The organism is Aromatoleum evansii, from assembly GCF_045689615.1.
GTDB lineage: Bacteria > Pseudomonadota > Gammaproteobacteria > Burkholderiales > Rhodocyclaceae > Aromatoleum > Aromatoleum evansii.
Window position 1 is genome coordinate 3,802,031 of record NZ_CP141259.1, and the last position, 14,517, is coordinate 3,816,547.

At 66.9% G+C, this 14,517-nt stretch carries 16 protein-coding genes and 1 pseudogene; 4 read left to right on the forward strand and 13 right to left on the reverse strand.

Annotation, left to right across the window (positions count from 1 at the left end):
* Positions 1–4: 4 nt before the first annotated feature.
* From U5817_RS17765 to mltG, 6 genes are read right to left on the reverse strand one after another with little or no spacing between them, the layout of a single operon-like run.
* Complete coding sequence (locus U5817_RS17765) at positions 5–679, reverse strand: ankyrin repeat domain-containing protein (RefSeq protein WP_407278278.1); 675 nt, start codon at positions 677–679, stop codon at positions 5–7.
* Entirely contained in the window at positions 663–1,436 is a 774-nt protein-coding gene (locus U5817_RS17770) for a TatD family hydrolase (protein WP_407278279.1), read from the reverse strand. Before U5817_RS17770 ends, U5817_RS17765 begins: the two co-directional genes overlap by 17 nt.
* 19 nt (positions 1,437–1,455) lie before the next feature.
* Positions 1,456–1,821 carry a PilZ domain-containing protein gene (locus U5817_RS17775; protein WP_169131993.1) on the reverse strand — a complete coding sequence of 122 codons (366 nt, stop codon included), beginning with the start codon at positions 1,819–1,821 and terminating at the stop codon, positions 1,456–1,458.
* Positions 1,818–2,876: a DNA polymerase III subunit delta' gene (holB, locus tag U5817_RS17780; protein ID WP_169131992.1), complete on the reverse strand. Its 1,059-nt coding sequence runs from the start codon at positions 2,874–2,876 to the stop codon at positions 1,818–1,820. Before holB ends, U5817_RS17775 begins: the two co-directional genes overlap by 4 nt.
* Positions 2,873–3,505, reverse strand: a complete 633-nt coding sequence (tmk, locus tag U5817_RS17785) for a dTMP kinase (protein ID WP_407278280.1) — start codon at positions 3,503–3,505, stop codon at positions 2,873–2,875. Before tmk ends, holB begins: the two co-directional genes overlap by 4 nt.
* Positions 3,502–4,503, reverse strand: coding sequence for an endolytic transglycosylase MltG (gene mltG / locus U5817_RS17790; RefSeq protein WP_407278281.1), 1,002 nt, complete (start codon positions 4,501–4,503; stop codon positions 3,502–3,504). Before mltG ends, tmk begins: the two co-directional genes overlap by 4 nt.
* A 132-nt stretch (positions 4,504–4,635) precedes the next feature.
* Between mltG and U5817_RS17795 the strand changes: the two genes are divergently transcribed.
* From U5817_RS17795 to U5817_RS17805, 3 genes are read left to right on the forward strand one after another with little or no spacing between them, the layout of a single operon-like run.
* The gene (locus U5817_RS17795) at positions 4,636–5,673 is read left to right on the forward strand and encodes a folate-binding protein YgfZ (protein ID WP_169131989.1); all 1,038 of its coding nucleotides are present in this window, start codon (positions 4,636–4,638) and stop codon (positions 5,671–5,673) included.
* Complete coding sequence (locus tag U5817_RS17800) at positions 5,670–5,978, forward strand: DUF4936 family protein (RefSeq protein WP_169131988.1); 309 nt, start codon at positions 5,670–5,672, stop codon at positions 5,976–5,978. Before U5817_RS17795 ends, U5817_RS17800 begins: the two co-directional genes overlap by 4 nt.
* Complete coding sequence (locus tag U5817_RS17805; RefSeq protein WP_169131987.1) at positions 5,969–6,739, forward strand: NRDE family protein; 771 nt, start codon at positions 5,969–5,971, stop codon at positions 6,737–6,739. Before U5817_RS17800 ends, U5817_RS17805 begins: the two co-directional genes overlap by 10 nt.
* Before the next feature lie 5 nt (positions 6,740–6,744).
* On the opposite strand, the gene U5817_RS17810 is transcribed toward U5817_RS17805, so the two are convergent.
* From U5817_RS17810 to tadA, 3 genes and pseudogenes are all read right to left on the reverse strand, one after another.
* Entirely contained in the window at positions 6,745–7,131 is a 387-nt protein-coding gene (locus U5817_RS17810; RefSeq protein ID WP_246262406.1) for a GNAT family N-acetyltransferase, read from the reverse strand.
* A 66-nt stretch (positions 7,132–7,197) separates the two neighbouring features.
* A pseudogene (locus U5817_RS17815) lies at positions 7,198–7,674 on the reverse strand (L,D-transpeptidase family protein); the annotation flags it as partial.
* A 5-nt stretch (positions 7,675–7,679) separates the two neighbouring features.
* Positions 7,680–8,144, reverse strand: a complete 465-nt coding sequence (gene tadA, locus U5817_RS17820) for a tRNA adenosine(34) deaminase TadA (RefSeq protein ID WP_169131985.1) — start codon at positions 8,142–8,144, stop codon at positions 7,680–7,682.
* 255 nt (positions 8,145–8,399) lie between these two features.
* Between tadA and U5817_RS17825 the strand changes: the two genes are divergently transcribed.
* On the forward strand, positions 8,400–9,140 hold the full coding sequence (locus U5817_RS17825) for a PEP-CTERM sorting domain-containing protein (RefSeq protein ID WP_407278282.1): 741 nt from the start codon (positions 8,400–8,402) through the stop codon (positions 9,138–9,140).
* A 66-nt stretch (positions 9,141–9,206) separates the two neighbouring features.
* On the opposite strand, the gene U5817_RS17830 is transcribed toward U5817_RS17825, so the two are convergent.
* The 4 genes from U5817_RS17830 to padI all read right to left on the reverse strand — a co-directional run bounded on the left by U5817_RS17830 (position 9,207) and on the right by padI (position 14,510).
* The gene (locus U5817_RS17830; protein WP_169131984.1) at positions 9,207–9,614 is read right to left on the reverse strand and encodes a thioesterase family protein; all 408 of its coding nucleotides are present in this window, start codon (positions 9,612–9,614) and stop codon (positions 9,207–9,209) included.
* A gap of 62 nt (positions 9,615–9,676) precedes the next feature.
* Positions 9,677–11,761 (reverse strand): CoA-binding protein, encoded by a 2,085-nt coding sequence (locus U5817_RS17835; RefSeq protein ID WP_407278283.1) that lies wholly within the window; start codon positions 11,759–11,761, stop codon positions 9,677–9,679.
* A 75-nt stretch (positions 11,762–11,836) separates the two neighbouring features.
* The gene (paaK, locus tag U5817_RS17840) at positions 11,837–13,180 is read right to left on the reverse strand and encodes a phenylacetate--CoA ligase PaaK (RefSeq protein ID WP_407278284.1); all 1,344 of its coding nucleotides are present in this window, start codon (positions 13,178–13,180) and stop codon (positions 11,837–11,839) included.
* Complete coding sequence (gene padI / locus U5817_RS17845) at positions 13,170–14,510, reverse strand: NADH-dependent phenylglyoxylate dehydrogenase subunit beta (RefSeq protein ID WP_407278285.1); 1,341 nt, start codon at positions 14,508–14,510, stop codon at positions 13,170–13,172. The genes paaK and padI overlap by 11 nt, the downstream gene beginning before the upstream one ends.
* Positions 14,511–14,517: the final 7 nt, after the last annotated feature.

The window sequence follows — 14,517 nt, forward strand, 5'->3', positions numbered from 1 at the left end:
GCGTTCAGCGGGCGCCGGCGGCCTGCCGGCGGCTGCGTTCGGCGCGCAGCAGGCCGGCGATGTCGGTGTTGCCGTTGTCCAGCGCCCAGCTTTCGGCAGTGAAGCCGGTGTCGTTCTTCTGATCGAGATCGGCTCCGGCCTTCAGCAGACGGCGGACTACGTCGCTGTGGCCGTTGCGTGCTGCGAGCATCAGCGAAGTGGATCCGTTCGGGGCAAGCGCGCCGACGTCGGCGCCGCGCGCGAGAAGCCGATCGACGATCTCGGTACGTCCCTCGAAGGCTGCGTACATCAGCGGCGTCCAGCCGTCGTGGTTCACCTCGGCGCCCGCTTCGAGCAGTACGTCGACGATGGCGATCTCCCCCTTGAGCACGGCCAGCATCAAGGCCGAATCGCCCGCGGCGTTGCGCAGCGAGACCTTGGGCCGGTGCTTGAGCAGTTCCTTCACGGTGTCGAGGTTGCCTTCGCGCGCGGCGAGGATCAGCAGGGTGCTGCCTTGCGCGTCGACGGTGTTCGGATCGACGCCGCGTTTGATGAGTTGCATGAGTTGCGGCGTGTCTCCCCGACGCGCCGAGCTGAGGGCGTCTTCGTAGCTGTCGGCTTGCGCGGTCGAACCGAGGAACGCGCAGGCGAGGATCGCGGAGACGAGAAGGCGCTTCATCGATTCAGTGGGCTTGGGCATGGCGAAAGAGGCGGAAGAAGTTTTCGGTGGTGGCCGATTCGATGCGCTCGAGCGGTTCGTTGCGCAGGCGGGCGATCTCTTCGGCGACGTGGACGACCCAGGCGGGTTCGTTGGTTTTGCCGCGATGCGGAACCGGTGCGAGATATGGGGCGTCGGTTTCGATGAGCAGGCGGTCGAGCGGTACGTATTGGGCGACGGCCTTCAGCTCCCGGGCGTTCTTGAACGTGACGATGCCGGAGAACGAGATGTAGAAGCCGAGATCGAGAGCGGCCTCGGCAACTTCACGCGATTCGGTGAAGCAGTGCATCACGCCGCCGGCTTCACCGGCGCCCTCCTCGCGCATCAGGCGCAGGGTGTCGTCGGCGGCCGAACGCGTGTGGACGATCAGCGGCTTGCCGCATTGGCAGGCGGCACGGATATGGGTGCGGAAGCGTTCGCGCTGCCACTCGGGCGCGTCCTTCTGCCAGTAGTAATCGAGGCCGGTTTCGCCGATGGCGACGACCTTGGGGTGATCGGCAAGCGCCAGCAGGCGGGCTTCATCGGGCTCCTCGACGCCGTCGTTGTCCGGGTGCACACCCACGGACGCGGACAGGTTGGGGTGACGCTCTGCGAGCGCGAGCACGCGCGGGAAGTCTTCCATCTTGACGCTGACGCACAGCGCGTGGCCGACGCGGTTTTGGGCCATCGCCGCGAGGATGGTCTCTTCACGCTCGGCCAGGTCGGGGAAATCCAGATGACAGTGTGAATCTACGAACATCGATGAAACGTCAGAGGGGTCAGAGGGTATGGGTGGGGCGGTTCGAGCCAAGGTGACCGGCAAGGATCTGCTCGATGCGTGCGCGCAAGGCCTTGCCGGACTCGTCCGAGCTGAAATGCACGCCGATGCCCTGGGTCTTGCCGCCCTGTGCGCCTTGGGGCGTGACCCACACGACGGTCGCCGCGACCGGGTGCTTGGTCGGGTCGTCCATGAGCTGCAGAAGCATGAAGACTTCGTCTCCGAGCGCATGCACGCGCGGCGTCGGCACGAAGATGCCGCCGTTGGCCAGGAAGGGCATGTAGGCGGCGTAGAGCGCGGACTTCGAGTTGATGTTCAGCGACAGCACGCTGGGGCGTGCGACGCTTTGTTTGGGAGCTTCGCTCATCGGCGGGTTCCGGTCACGGCGCGCGCATAGCGCAGGAGCATGTCTTCGAGCATCAGCCTTGCATTGAGCGGATGCTGTGCGACCCGGCGGATCCGGGCGAGTTCATTGTAGCAGTTCGTCACAGCCGCCACGCTGGTGCGCTGCGCGAGCGCGGCAATGACGCCATCCTCACCGGGGAAGAAGCGCAGGCGCCCGCCAAGGCGCAGCGAGGCAAGGTCGGTGACCCAGCGTTGCAGCCATTCGACGAGCTGCGGCATGCCGAAGCCGGCCGCGAGCGCTTCCTTGGACTTGAGCCAGCTTTCCCACTGGCCGGCAAGTTTCAGCGGATCACCGGCGGGCAGCGCCGCAATGTCCTTCACGAAGCGCCGCAGAAGGGCATCGGAACCGGTCTTCGCAAGGCGCTGGGCTGCAAGCGGCATGCCGCCCGTGAGCGCGAGCAGGTCCGCGGGCGGTGCGTCAGGGCCGGCGAGCCATTGCGCGACGACGTCCGCCGCCGGACGCGCGAAGCTCCACTGCTGGCAGCGACTGCGGATGGTGGGCAGCAGGCGGCGCGGGGCCGACGACACGAGCAGGAACACGCAGCCCTCCGGCGGTTCCTCGAGCAGTTTCAGCAAGGCGTTGGCGGTGAAGGCGTTCATCGCCTCGGCCGGATCGACGACGATGACGCGCCGGCTGCTCTGGTGCCCAGTCACGGAGAGCGCTTCCTGCAGGTCGCGGATCTGCTCGATACGAATCTGCGAGGATTTCTTCTTGCCGCTACCGGCTTCGCCAGCGTCGCCGCCCTCCCCTGCTTCGCTCTCCGATGCCGCGTCGGCTTCGGGGACGATGGGCAGCAGGTCGGGGTGATTGCCGGATAGCCGCAGCTGACAAGGAACACAGTGGCCGCAGGCGTGGCCGTCCGCGGCAGGGGCGGCGCACAGCAGGCGTGCCGCGAGCGCATCGGCGAGCTCGCGCTTGCCGAGGCCTTCGGGACCGACGAAGAGCAGCGCATGCGGCAGCCGCCCGCCCAGGCCGACCAGTCGCTGCCAGCTCTCCTGCAGCCAGGGGTGGATCATCGGAAGAATCGCTCCGCGACAATCGCCTCGATCTCGGCGCGGATCCGTTCGGGCGGGCGATCGGCCGCGATGACGCGGATACGCTCGGGGGCCATGCGCGCCCGTTCGAGGTAGGCCGTGCGCACGCGCTCGAAGAAGTCGCGCTGCTCGCGCTCGAAACGGTCCGGCGCGGTGCCGGTATTGGCGACGCGTGCCGCGGCGACCTCCGGCGGGAGGTCGAAGACGAGGGTCAGGTCGGGCTGGAACCCTGGGTGCACCCAGTCCTCGAGGGCGGAGAATTTCGCGGCGTCGAGTCCGCGCCCGCCGACCTGGTAAGCGTAGGTGGCGTCGGTGAAGCGGTCGGACACGACCCAGGTTCCGGTTGCGAGCGCGGGATGGATGCGGGCGGCGAGATGTTCGCGACGTGCTGCGAACATCAGCATGGCCTCGGTTTCGAGGTGCATGGGCTCGTGCAGCAGGAGTTCGCGGAGTTTCTCGCCGAGGGCCGTGCCACCCGGTTCACGCGTCTGGTCAACGGTCAGCCCGCGTGCCTGGAGGAGTGCGACGACGGCCGCGATCTGGCTGCTCTTGCCGGCGCCGTCTATGCCTTCGAAGGTGATGAAGCGCCCGCGGGCGCGCGTCTGGTTCAACTTCCCGATCCCCGCTGATAACGATTGACCGCCTTGTTGTGGTCGTTGAGGTTGGAGGAAAACTCGCTGGTCCCGTCGCCACGCGAGACGAAATACAGGTATTCGGTCTGGGCCGGGCGTACCGCTGCATTGAGCGATTCGGCACCCGGCATCGCGATCGGCGTCGGCGGCAGCCCGGCGCGCGTGTAGGTGTTGTAGAGGTGGTCGGTTTCGAGGTGCCATTTCCTCAGGCGGCCGTCGAAGCCCTCGCCATAACCGTAGATCACCGTGGGATCGGTCTGCAGGCGCATGCCGATGCGCAGCCGGTTGGCGAAGACGGAGGCGACCAGCCCGCGATCCTCGGGGCGGCCGGTTTCCTTCTCGACGATGGACGCGAGGATCAGCGCGTCGTAGGGCGACGCAAGCGGAACCCTTGGATCGCGCGTCTCCCATGCCTGCGCGAGGCGCTGCTTCATCGCGGAATAGGCGCGGCGCAGCACCGCAATGGCGCTCGACTGCTTGTCGAAGAGGTAGGTGTCGGGGAAGAACAGACCTTCCGGATGCGTTTCGGTCGCTCCGATGGCGCGCAGGATGTCGGCATCGGAGAGACCGGCGATGTCCTGCAGGAGGTGGGGGTTGGATTCGAGCACCGCGCGCACCTGACGAAAATTCCAGCCTTCGACGAAGCGGACTTCGGCCTGCGAGACGTCGCCGCTGGACAGCTTCAGGATGAGCAGCCAAGGCGTGATGCCCTGATGGACTTCGTAGCTGCCCGCCATGATGCGGCCGGCCTTGCCGGTGATGCGGGCGATCCAGTACAGCGCCCGCGGATTGACGTCGACGCCCGCAGCAGCGATCGTCGCTGCTGCCTGGCGCATCGTGTGTCCGCGCTGGACCGTGAAATCGACGAGCGGCTGCGCCAGCTTCAGCGGACGCTGCGCATACCACCACGCGGCGGCGGATACGGCCGCGACGGCGAGCGCGAGTGCGATCAGCAGGCGGATAACGAAGGGCTTCATCAGGGCGGATATCGTTGCGCGGCGCGCGGCGAGAGGTCTGGCTGGAATGTTTGGCCCGCAACCATTGCGTCTGCGGGGCCCTATAATACTTCATCCCAATTCCACATCCCTCCACCGCCCCGACAAACGCACATGAACACGACCTGGACAGAATTTCTGGTACGCGAAGGCGCCACGCTGGAAGACTCCGGCATCCGTTTCGATGCTCCGGAAGCGGAAGTGCGCGCCGTGGAATCCGGCACCGTGGCGGTGCCGCTGGTGCACCTCGGCCTGATCCGCTGCGCCGGCGACGACTCGGTCACCTTCCTGCACAACCTGCTGTCGAACGACGTCAAGAAGCTCGGTCCGCAGTCTGCGCAGTGGTCGAGCTTCAATACGCCGAAGGGCCGCATGCTTGCGAGCCTGCTGTTGTGGAGCGACGACTCCGGCCAGATGATCGCAGCCTCGGCCGACGTCCAGCCGATGCTGCAGAAGAAGCTGTCCATGTATGTGCTGCGCAGCAAGGTGAAGCTTGCGGACGCGACGCCGGACACGGTGCTGATCGGGGTAAGCGGGGCTGCTGCGGACGCCGCGCTCGCGAGTGCCGGGATTGCCGCACCGGTCGCGCCGATGACGCAGGCGGTGGCGGGGGAAGTGCGCTGCATCCGGCTCGACCTGCGCAACCTGGTCGTTGCGGTGCCGACTGCCGAAGCGCCCGAAGTGTTCCGGAAGCTGGCGGCGGGCGGCGCGACAAAGGCCGGTACGGCGGCCTGGCAGCTTGCGATGATCCGTGCCGGCCTGCCGCTGATTACGGCGGCAACGCAGGAGGAATTCGTCGCCCAGATGCTCAATTTCGAGGTGATCGGCGGGGTGAGTTTCAACAAGGGCTGCTATCCGGGGCAGGAGATCGTCGCCCGCACGCAGTACCTCGGCAAACTGAAGAAGCGCATGTATCACGTGCATGTGTCCGGTGATGCGGCTCCGGCAGTGGGCGCCGACCTGTTCACGCCCGAGTTCGGCGACCAGTCGGCCGGCAAGCTGGTGAACGTGGTGCCCGCGCCCAAGGGGGGCTTCGAGGCGCTGGCGGTGATGCAGATCAGCTGCGCCGAAGCCGGGGAGGTCCATGTGGGCAGCCCGCAGGGACCGCAGCTGCAGTTCCTCGACCTACCCTACGCGCTGCCCGAAAAATGAGCGGTGACCCTGTGGCCTGCGTGCATTACTACGTCTATTACCGCGTCCGTGCCGATGCCGAGCACGAGGACGCGGAGGCGACCGTGCGCGCCATGCAGGCGGCGCTCGAACGGCGCACCGGCGTCGCGGGACGCCTGCTGGAGCGGCGCGACGACGCAGTGACGTGGATGGAAGTGTACGAGGGCGTGGCCGATCCGGAGGCGTTCGAGGCGGCCCTGCGCATCGAGACTGACGCGCACCAGGTCGCGGATCTCGTCGAACCCGGGGCCGCGCGTCACACGGAACGCTTCGTCGAATGTGCCTGATCGTCGTCGGCTGGCACGCCCATCCGGACTACCCGCTGGTCGTCGCCGCCAATCGCGACGAGTTTCTAGCCCGTCCGGCGGTTCCGGCGCACTGGTGGACCGACGCGCCCGAGCTGCTTGCGGGGCGCGATCTGGAAGCCGGTGGAACATGGATGGGCCTCAGCCGCGGCGGCCGCTTCGCCGCGCTGACGAACTACCGTGATCCGACCCGGCACCGTCCGGGCGCACCCTCGCGCGGCACGCTGGTGCGCGACTGCCTGACCGGAACCGATGACGCGGAGCAGCGCTTGCGGTTAGTGGCCGAGGTCAGCGCGCAATATGCGGCCTTCAACCTGCTGGTGAGCGACGGCCGCCTGCTGGGAATCCATGAGAGCACGACGGGTTCGGTGCGCTTGCTCGAGCCCGGCGTGTACGGCTTGTCGAACCATGTCCTCGACACGCCCTGGCCCAAGGTGGAGCTGGCGCGCGAACGTTTCACCGCGGCGCTCGCCCGCCTGCCCGACGCCGACGCGTTCCTCGGCCTGCTGCGCGACGACGAGCCTGCGCCCGATCATCACCTGCCGGAAACCGGTGTGAGCGCGGACTGGGAGCGCTGGCTGTCGCCGGCATTCATCCGCGCGCCGGGTTACGGTACGCGCTGCTCGACGCTGATCCTGCAGGATCGGGATGGCAAGGTGACGTTCCGCGAATGGACCTGGAACGAGCGCGGCGAATTCGCGAGCGAAGTTACTCACCGCTTCAACACTGCCGTCTCCGGCTGAAAGCGTCAGGCGCCTGCCGGCACCAGGGCGCGGCGCATCGTCTGGTGGCGGATGCCGGCCTCGACGAACACATCGCCTTCCGGCTTGAAGCCGTGCCGCAGATAGAAGTCGACGGCGTCGATCTGGGCGTTCAGGACGACCTCGCGGAATCCGAGACGGCCGGCTTCAATGACGAGGGCTTCGAGCATCCGTCCGCCGATGCCGCGGTTGCGCCATGCAGCCGCGACGGCCATGCGGCCGATGTGCCCGTCGGGCAGCAGCCGGCCGGTGCCCACGACGTCGCCGGCCGCAGCCGTGGCCACGACGTGGCGGCAGTGCGGGTCATTGGCGTCGCGCTCGAGCTCGGCGGGCACGCCCTGCTCCATCACGAACACCCGTTCGCGCAGCGGCATCGCGAGCGCTGCAGCGTCGTCCCAGTCGAGAATGCGGACCCTCGGCGCCGCGTCCACGTTCGTCGTCTCCTCGATATCCACTTCCGTCCCGGCCTGCACCAGGTCGAACAGTTCGATCACGTCGTCGTTGCGCATGCGGATGCAGCCATGCGAACGCGCCTCGCCCATCGGCTGATCGTCCGGGGTGCCGTGAATGTAGATGTAGCGGCGCATCGAATCCACCTTGCCGAGGCGGTTGCGACCCGGCTCGCAGCCGCTGAGCCACAGGATGCGAGAGAGGATCCAGTCGCGCCCGGGATTGGCCGCGGCGAGTTCCGGTGTCCACACTTCACCCGTCGGGCGCCGTCCGCGGAACACTGCGGCCGTTGTAGCCCCTGCGCCGATTTTCGCGCGGATGCGGTGCCGTCCGCGCGGCGTGCAGCCGCTGTCCTGCACTTCGCCAGGGCCGTTGAGGGCGGTCGAGACGCTGTAGCGGCGGATGCAGGCGCCGTCGGCGCCGAAGAGGCTCAGGCGCTGGGTAGCCAGGTCGATCAGGATGCGCATGGGCGTCAGGCGACGAGGGTGCGACCGCGCCGCGCCGCGAAGAAACTCGACAGGAGGCCGCCGCACTCCTCGGCGAGCACCCCGCCCGATATGGTCGCGTGATGGTTCAGGCGCGATTCGGCGAAGAGGTCGATGACGCTGCCGGCGACGCCGGTCTTCGGGTCACGTGCACCGAACACGACGCGCGCAATGCGCGAGTGCATGATCGCGCCGCTACACATCGCACAGGGTTCCAACGTCACGTACAACTCGCAACCCGGAAGCCGGTAGTTGCCGAGCCGGGCGGCGGCGTCACGCAGGGCCATCACTTCCGCGTGGGCGGTCGGATCGTGCCGACCGATGGGCTGATTGAATCCGCGGCCCACGATCTCGCCATCGAGCACGACGACGGCGCCAACCGGCACCTCGTCGCAACTCCCCGCCTCGCGCGCCTGCTCCAGTGCGACACGCATGTAGTCTTCGTCATTCATCCTTTGCTCTCCATGCGGCGAAGTCTACTGGAGCGCGCGCCCGTTGAGCCAGATTCTCGCGACATCCTCAGCAAATGGCCGACGGATCCACAATTTGCAGGAACCGTGGCCGATATCACGACTGCCTCGTGCCGTTCCCGAATAGAGTGTTTCAAACGACGGGAGTAGCCCCTGAGGGGGCAGTGCTGCTTCAGGGAGAACGCCTGCACCGCGGAACGGCCACCGCCCGGGGCGATCGCGCGAAGGAGAAGAACAATGACTGCTTATCGACTGCTTGCGCGCACCACGCTGGCGGCAGCGCTATCGATACCGGCATTTGTCGGCGCGGCGCCCGTCAGTGTGGAGATTTCCGGCGGCAGCTGGAGCCTGGGCTCAGGTTGGGACGCCGCCTGCACGAGCGCGAGCTGCGATGAGGGACATAGGTACCTCAACGCCGCCTGGAGCATCGATCCGAACCTTGCAGGCACGAGCTTCATGCTCACTGGCGACGGTGACTTCGAGACGATTCGTTTCGGCTGGGGCACCCTCGCCGAGGAGGATGCCGCGATCAGCGCCAACGGCAGCGCATCGGAGCTCGATCACCTGGACCTCGCAGCCCTGATCGAGTTCGATTCGCCTGGTGGCGGCGCCGCGGATCTGGATGCAACGGTGCAGGCCACTGTGGGACCGTTCTGGGACAAGGGCGCCGGCCCGGCGAACACCGACCTTGCTGCGACCTTCCTTTCTTTCCTGCTCGCGCTCGACGACGGTGGCGAAATCGAGATCAGCCTCTCTCCGGCGGTCTGGCTATGCGAAGGAAACAGCGGCCAATGCACATGGAGCAAACCGAACACGAACGAAATCTACGCCACGTTCAGGCTGACGAAGGCCCCGCTCGAGGCAGAGACGACTGACGGGATCGTGGTGCAGGCGGTTCCTGAGCCTTCATCGCTGCTGCTTCTCGGCGCCGGGCTTGTCGGATTGGGATTCGGACGACGCCGGCACAGGCCGGCCTGAACGCGCGCAGGTTCCCCGCCGATCGACGACGGGCGTCCGAAAGGACGCCCGCTTCGTTTCGGCAGATCAGGCTGCGGCCATCGCCTTTTCGAGCTTGGCCTTGAGGCGCTGGGCGGTCTTCTCTGCTCCGACGATGAAGCGGCTGTGCTTGCCGCGGGCGACTTCCTCGAGGGCGTCGCGGGCGGTGAATTCGAAGGTCACGGCCGGGCCGTTTACTTCAACCAGCTTCACCGTGATCTCGACCCACATGCCCAGCAAGGTGGCGCCGACGTGGTCGAGCTCGACGCGCGTGCCGACGGAGTCCTTGCCCGCCTCAATGTTCTCCAGAAGGAGGTCGCGGCACACGACTTCGATGTCGTAAAGCAGCGCCGGGGTCGAGTAGACACGGCAGTCGTCGCCCATGAAGCCGATGGTGCGGCCCTTGTCGATGTCGTAGCGGCGGGTGGAGGTCAGTCCGGCTTTCAGTTCGCTCATCTTTCAGTCTCCTTCGTGTGAGGCGCCGGTCCATGCCGGCGCGGGGTTCGTTGCGGATCGGATTAGTTTTCGCGTGCGCGGATCGCGTCCGCTTCGACGCGGGCCTCGACGTAGCGTGCCAGCGCCCTCGTGCCGCGGCCACAGTTGCGGAACACGCATACGCCCTGGTCCATCAGCTTTGCGGCCATGGCGTCGTAGAGCGAGCCGCCGTCGACGATGCCGATGACCGGCTTGTCGCTCTTCGCTGCGAGCGGCGGGTAGATATGCACGGTGCCGTTCGGGTCCGAGAGGTCGTAGCCGGGGCGCAGCTTGCTGGTTTCGAGGCCGCGGATCGACGGCGCGGTCGGGTCGAGGCCGACGACGACGGCATCGATGTTGGGGTCGTCGAGGAATGCCTCGGTGATCTGCAGGTGCACGCCGTCGTCGGCGCCCGGGTTGATGTCGATCGGGTTGCGCACCTCGACCAGCGCGTCGAGGCGCTTGGCGGCGAGGATGGTTTGCACCCGCTCGACGGTCGCGGCTTCGAGCGCGCCCATTTCCAGCGAGGACGTTTCCGTCGCGGTCGAATCGGCCATGCCGACGGCCTCGAAACCGGCGCCGCTGATCGCGCCCAGGCGCTTGCCGACCTTCTTGCCGTGCAGCGCGCCGGCGATATAGAAGAGGTCGTCGAAGGTGTTGAAGTCCTCGGCGACGATCGCGCCGGCCTGGCGCAGCACGGCATCGAAGAGGACCGGATCGCCCGCGATCGACGCGGTGTGACCCATGACGCCACCCGCCCCTGCTTCGGTCCTGCCCGACTTGTAGACCACGACCTGTTTGCCCTTGAGCACCGCCTTGCGCACCGCCCTCGCGAAGTCGAGGCCGTCGCCATCCTTGAAGCCTTCGATGTAGATGCCGAGCGTGTCGATGCCTTCACGTTCGGCGAAGAAGCCCAGCATGTCGCCGTGCGTGAGGTCGGTCTGGTTGCCGAGCGCGAGCATGTAGGCGGGGTCGAGCCAGGGGTTCTGCGAGATGCGCGTGATCATGAAGGCGCCGGACTGGCTGAGCATCACCGAGTTGCGCTGCGCCTTCTTCTGCGGCTTGGGCAGGCGTTCGAGCGGGATGAACCAGGAGTCGTAGCCGCCCGGATGCGAGACGACGCCGAGGCAGTTCGCGCCGAGGAACACCGGCCCGCCACCCGGATTGGCGTGCGCGGCGTTGATCTTCGCAGCCAGTGCGGCAGCAGGTTCGCGGCTCTTCGCGGTTTCGCCGAGGCCGCCGGGGATCAGCATCACGGATTCGACGGCATCGGTGGCGATGATCTCGTCGACGAGTTCGTATACCGCGTCGTTGGGTACCGCGACGATCAGGAGGTCGAGCTTCGCGGGCAGCGCGCGAAGGCTCTCGACGCAGCGCACGCCGTCGATCTCGGTCTCGCCGGGGCGGATGATGGTCAGCTTCTCTTTCGCGTAGCCGCTGCCCATCAGGTTCTTGAGGATGATGCGGCCGAAGTTCATGCCGCTCGCGGACACGCCGACGATGCCGATCGACTGGGGGTGGATTAGCTTGTCGATCTTGTTCACGGGACGCGGCAGGCGGCCGGCGACGGGCTTGCCGAACTCGACACGTGCTGCGCCGACGGTCGGCTTCTTCGCGAACTGCACCTGGTCGAGTTCGATGCGCTGGATGACGAACAGGGCCTCGGGGTTCTGCACGGAAAACTCGCGGCCGAGCCCCAGCATCAGGCCGAAGCAGAATTCGAGCACGGGGTCCGGGGCGCGGCGGCCGTCGCGCTGCGCGAGCGCGGCCATCTTCTGGTAGGCGACGGTGCGGCGGAAGAGACGCAGGAAGTCGGCCGCGTCGGTGAGTTCGACGGACGCGGAGACGGCGGCGCGGTCCTTGCGGAAGTTGGCGCGGTCGAGGGCGCCGTCGAGGCCGCCCTGCCCGGCCGTGAGGAGCACGCCGAACTCGCGGGTATTTTCGAGGGCGATGCGCAGGTCGACACCGCCGGGAACGCCTTCGGCGAGCGCTGCGCCGAAGCTCGCGACGAAGCGCTGCAGCTCGTCGGCGTTGAGGGCGTCGCGCCCTTCGGATGCTGCCTGTTTGAACAGATCGCCGGTGGCTGCGTTCAGCGCGTCGCCGGGACTGATGGTGGTCCGATCATTCACTGGTGTGTCTCCATCCGTGCCACTTCTGGTGTGGCCGTTGTTTGTTTTCTGACCCTTGGCCTCAAAACCCCTGCATCACTCCTTCGGCCGCTTGTCGATCACGCGCTTGGCCTTACCGACCTGAGTGCGCTCGATGCGGCCGGTCTCGACGATCTGGACGTCCGCGCTGACACCCACGCGGCTCTTGATCTCGTGCCGGACTTCGGCGGCGATCTTCGAGCGTTGTGCCTCATTGACCGAGTCGGAGAGGTCGTGACGGATTTCGGCGAGCACGGTGAGCTCGTCCATATGGCCCGGACGCGTGATCTGCAGCTGGTAGTGGCCGCACAGGCTGTCGTGGCGCAGCAAGATTTCCTCGATCTGCGTCGGAAAGACGTTCACGCCGCGGATGATCAGCATGTCGTCGCTGCGGCCGGTGATCTTGCCGATGCGGCGCATCGTGCGCGCGGTGCCGGGCAGCAGCACGGTGAGATCGCGCGTGCGGTAGCGCACGATGGGCAGCGCCTCCTTCGTCAGCGACGTGAACACGAGCTCGCCCGGCGTGCCGTCGGGCAGGACTTCGCCGGTGACAGGGTCGATGATCTCCGGATAGAAGTGGTCTTCCCAGATGTGCGGGCCATCCTTGGTCTCGATGCACTCGCACGCGACGCCCGGGCCGATCACCTCGGACAGGCCGTAGATGTCGATCGCATCGATGCCCAGCCGCGTCTCGATCTCGCGGCGCATCTCGTTGGTCCAGGGTTCGGCGCCGAAGACGCCCACGCGCAGGGTCGTCGAGGCGGGGTCGATGCCCATTTCCTGCAGGCCGTCGGCGACCGTGAGCATGTAGGACGGGGTCGCCATCATCATGGTCGGCTTGAACTCGCGGATCAGCTGGATCTGCTTCTCGGTATTGCCGCCGCCCATCGGGATCACGGTCGCGCCGAGCGCTTCGCCGCCGTAGTGGGCGCCGAGACCGCCGGTGAAGAGGCCGTAGCCGTACGAGTTGAGGATGATGTCGTCGGGCGTGCCGCCTGCCGCGCGCAGCGAGCGCGCCATCACGGTGCCCCACATCGCGATGTCCTTCTTCGTGTAGCCGACGACCGTGGGCTGGCCGGTGGTGCCGGACGAGGCGTGCACGCGCACGATGTCGCGCATCGGCACCGCGAAAAGGCCGTAGGGGTAGTTGTCGCGCAGCTCTTTCTTCGTCGTGAAGGGGAACTTCGACAGATCCGAGAGCTGCTTCAGGTCAGCCGGATGCACGCCGGCCTCGTCGAATGCCTGGCGGTAGTGCGCGACGTTGTCGTAGGCATGCTGCAGGCTCCATTTGAGCCGTTCGAGCTGCAGCGCGGCGAGTTCGTCGCGGCTCGCGGTCTCGATCGGATCCAGTGTGTCCCGTGCTGCCCCTTTCGGTACTGCAAAACCATCCCTAGCCGACATGTGCGTGCTCCGTCATGCGTTCAACGAATTTCTGGTTTTCGACGACCTTCTTCTGGATGTGCTCGACCTGCTCCGACGTGAGGTGGCGGAATCGCCCCATCGCCTTGAGGTAGTCCGTGACCGGCAGTGGGTCATCCACCGGTTTCGTGAAGTGCAGACCGTCCTGCGGCGTGTATTCCCACAGCATCACGAAGTTGGTCTCAACGGCCTTGCGCGCAACTTCCATGTTGAGGTTCGACGGGAAGCGCCAGCCGGTCGTGCAGGGCGAATACACGTGCAGGTAGGCGAAGCCGTTCTTGGAGGCGGCGATGGCCTTGTCGAGCTTGTCGTACAGGTCTTCCATGTACGCGGTGGAGGCCGTCGCGACGTAGGCGCAGCGGTGGTTCACCATGATCAGCGGCAGGTTCTTCGCGTCCTGCGTCTTGCCGCGCGAGGTCTCGCCAACCGGCGTGGTCGAGGTCCAGGCGCCGTAGGGCGTGCAGCTCGAGCGCTGCATGCCGGTGTTCATGTAGCCCTCGTTGTCGACGACCATGAAGAGCATCTGCTCGCCGCGTTCGGCGGCACCGGACAGCGACTGGAAGCCGACGTCCGACGCGCCGCCGTCGCCCGCGATCGCCAGCGCCTGCACGTCGCGGCCGACACGCTTGTACTGGCGCTTGATGCCGGCGAGCATCGCAGCGGTGTTGGTGAGCAGCGGGTGGAAGACGGGGACCTTGGTGCCGGTGGTGCCGTTGAAACCCACCGAGCCCATGCCCGGCACGCAGCCCGGCGGCGTCGCGAGCACGGTGTCGGGGCCGACGCGGCGCAGCGTGTGGCGCATCAGCAGTTCGGTGTTGCAACCCTGGCAGCCGGCGAGGCCCGGCGCGAAGAGGTCTTCCCAGTCGCCGACCTCGTTGTAGATGTTGGCGGTGGTGATGTGCTTGAGCGCGCCGTGCGGACAGGCCGGCACACAGGCCGGGTTGCCGTCGCAGGTATCGCACTTGGCGACGTGACCCGTCGCTTCGTCCAGCGCGATGCCGGCGTAGGCGCAGCCCACCGTGCACAACAGGCAATCGACGCATTTCGTGGCATCCCAGCCGATCACGCCGCTCGTACCGTCCTTGTTCAGCGCGCCGGCCGGGCAGACGGTCACGCACTTGGGGTCCGCGCACTGGCGGCACAGCGCGAGTTCGAAGGTCTTGTCAGCGGCGCCCTCCCTGCCGTAGATCTGGATGCGCGAACGCGCGATGTCGTCCGTGCCGGTCTTGGCCTGCGCGCAGGCCGTCATGCAATCGCCGCAACCGTCGCACTTGGCGGGGTCGAAGGCGATGGTGCTGTAAGCTCGTCCCATTGATGGC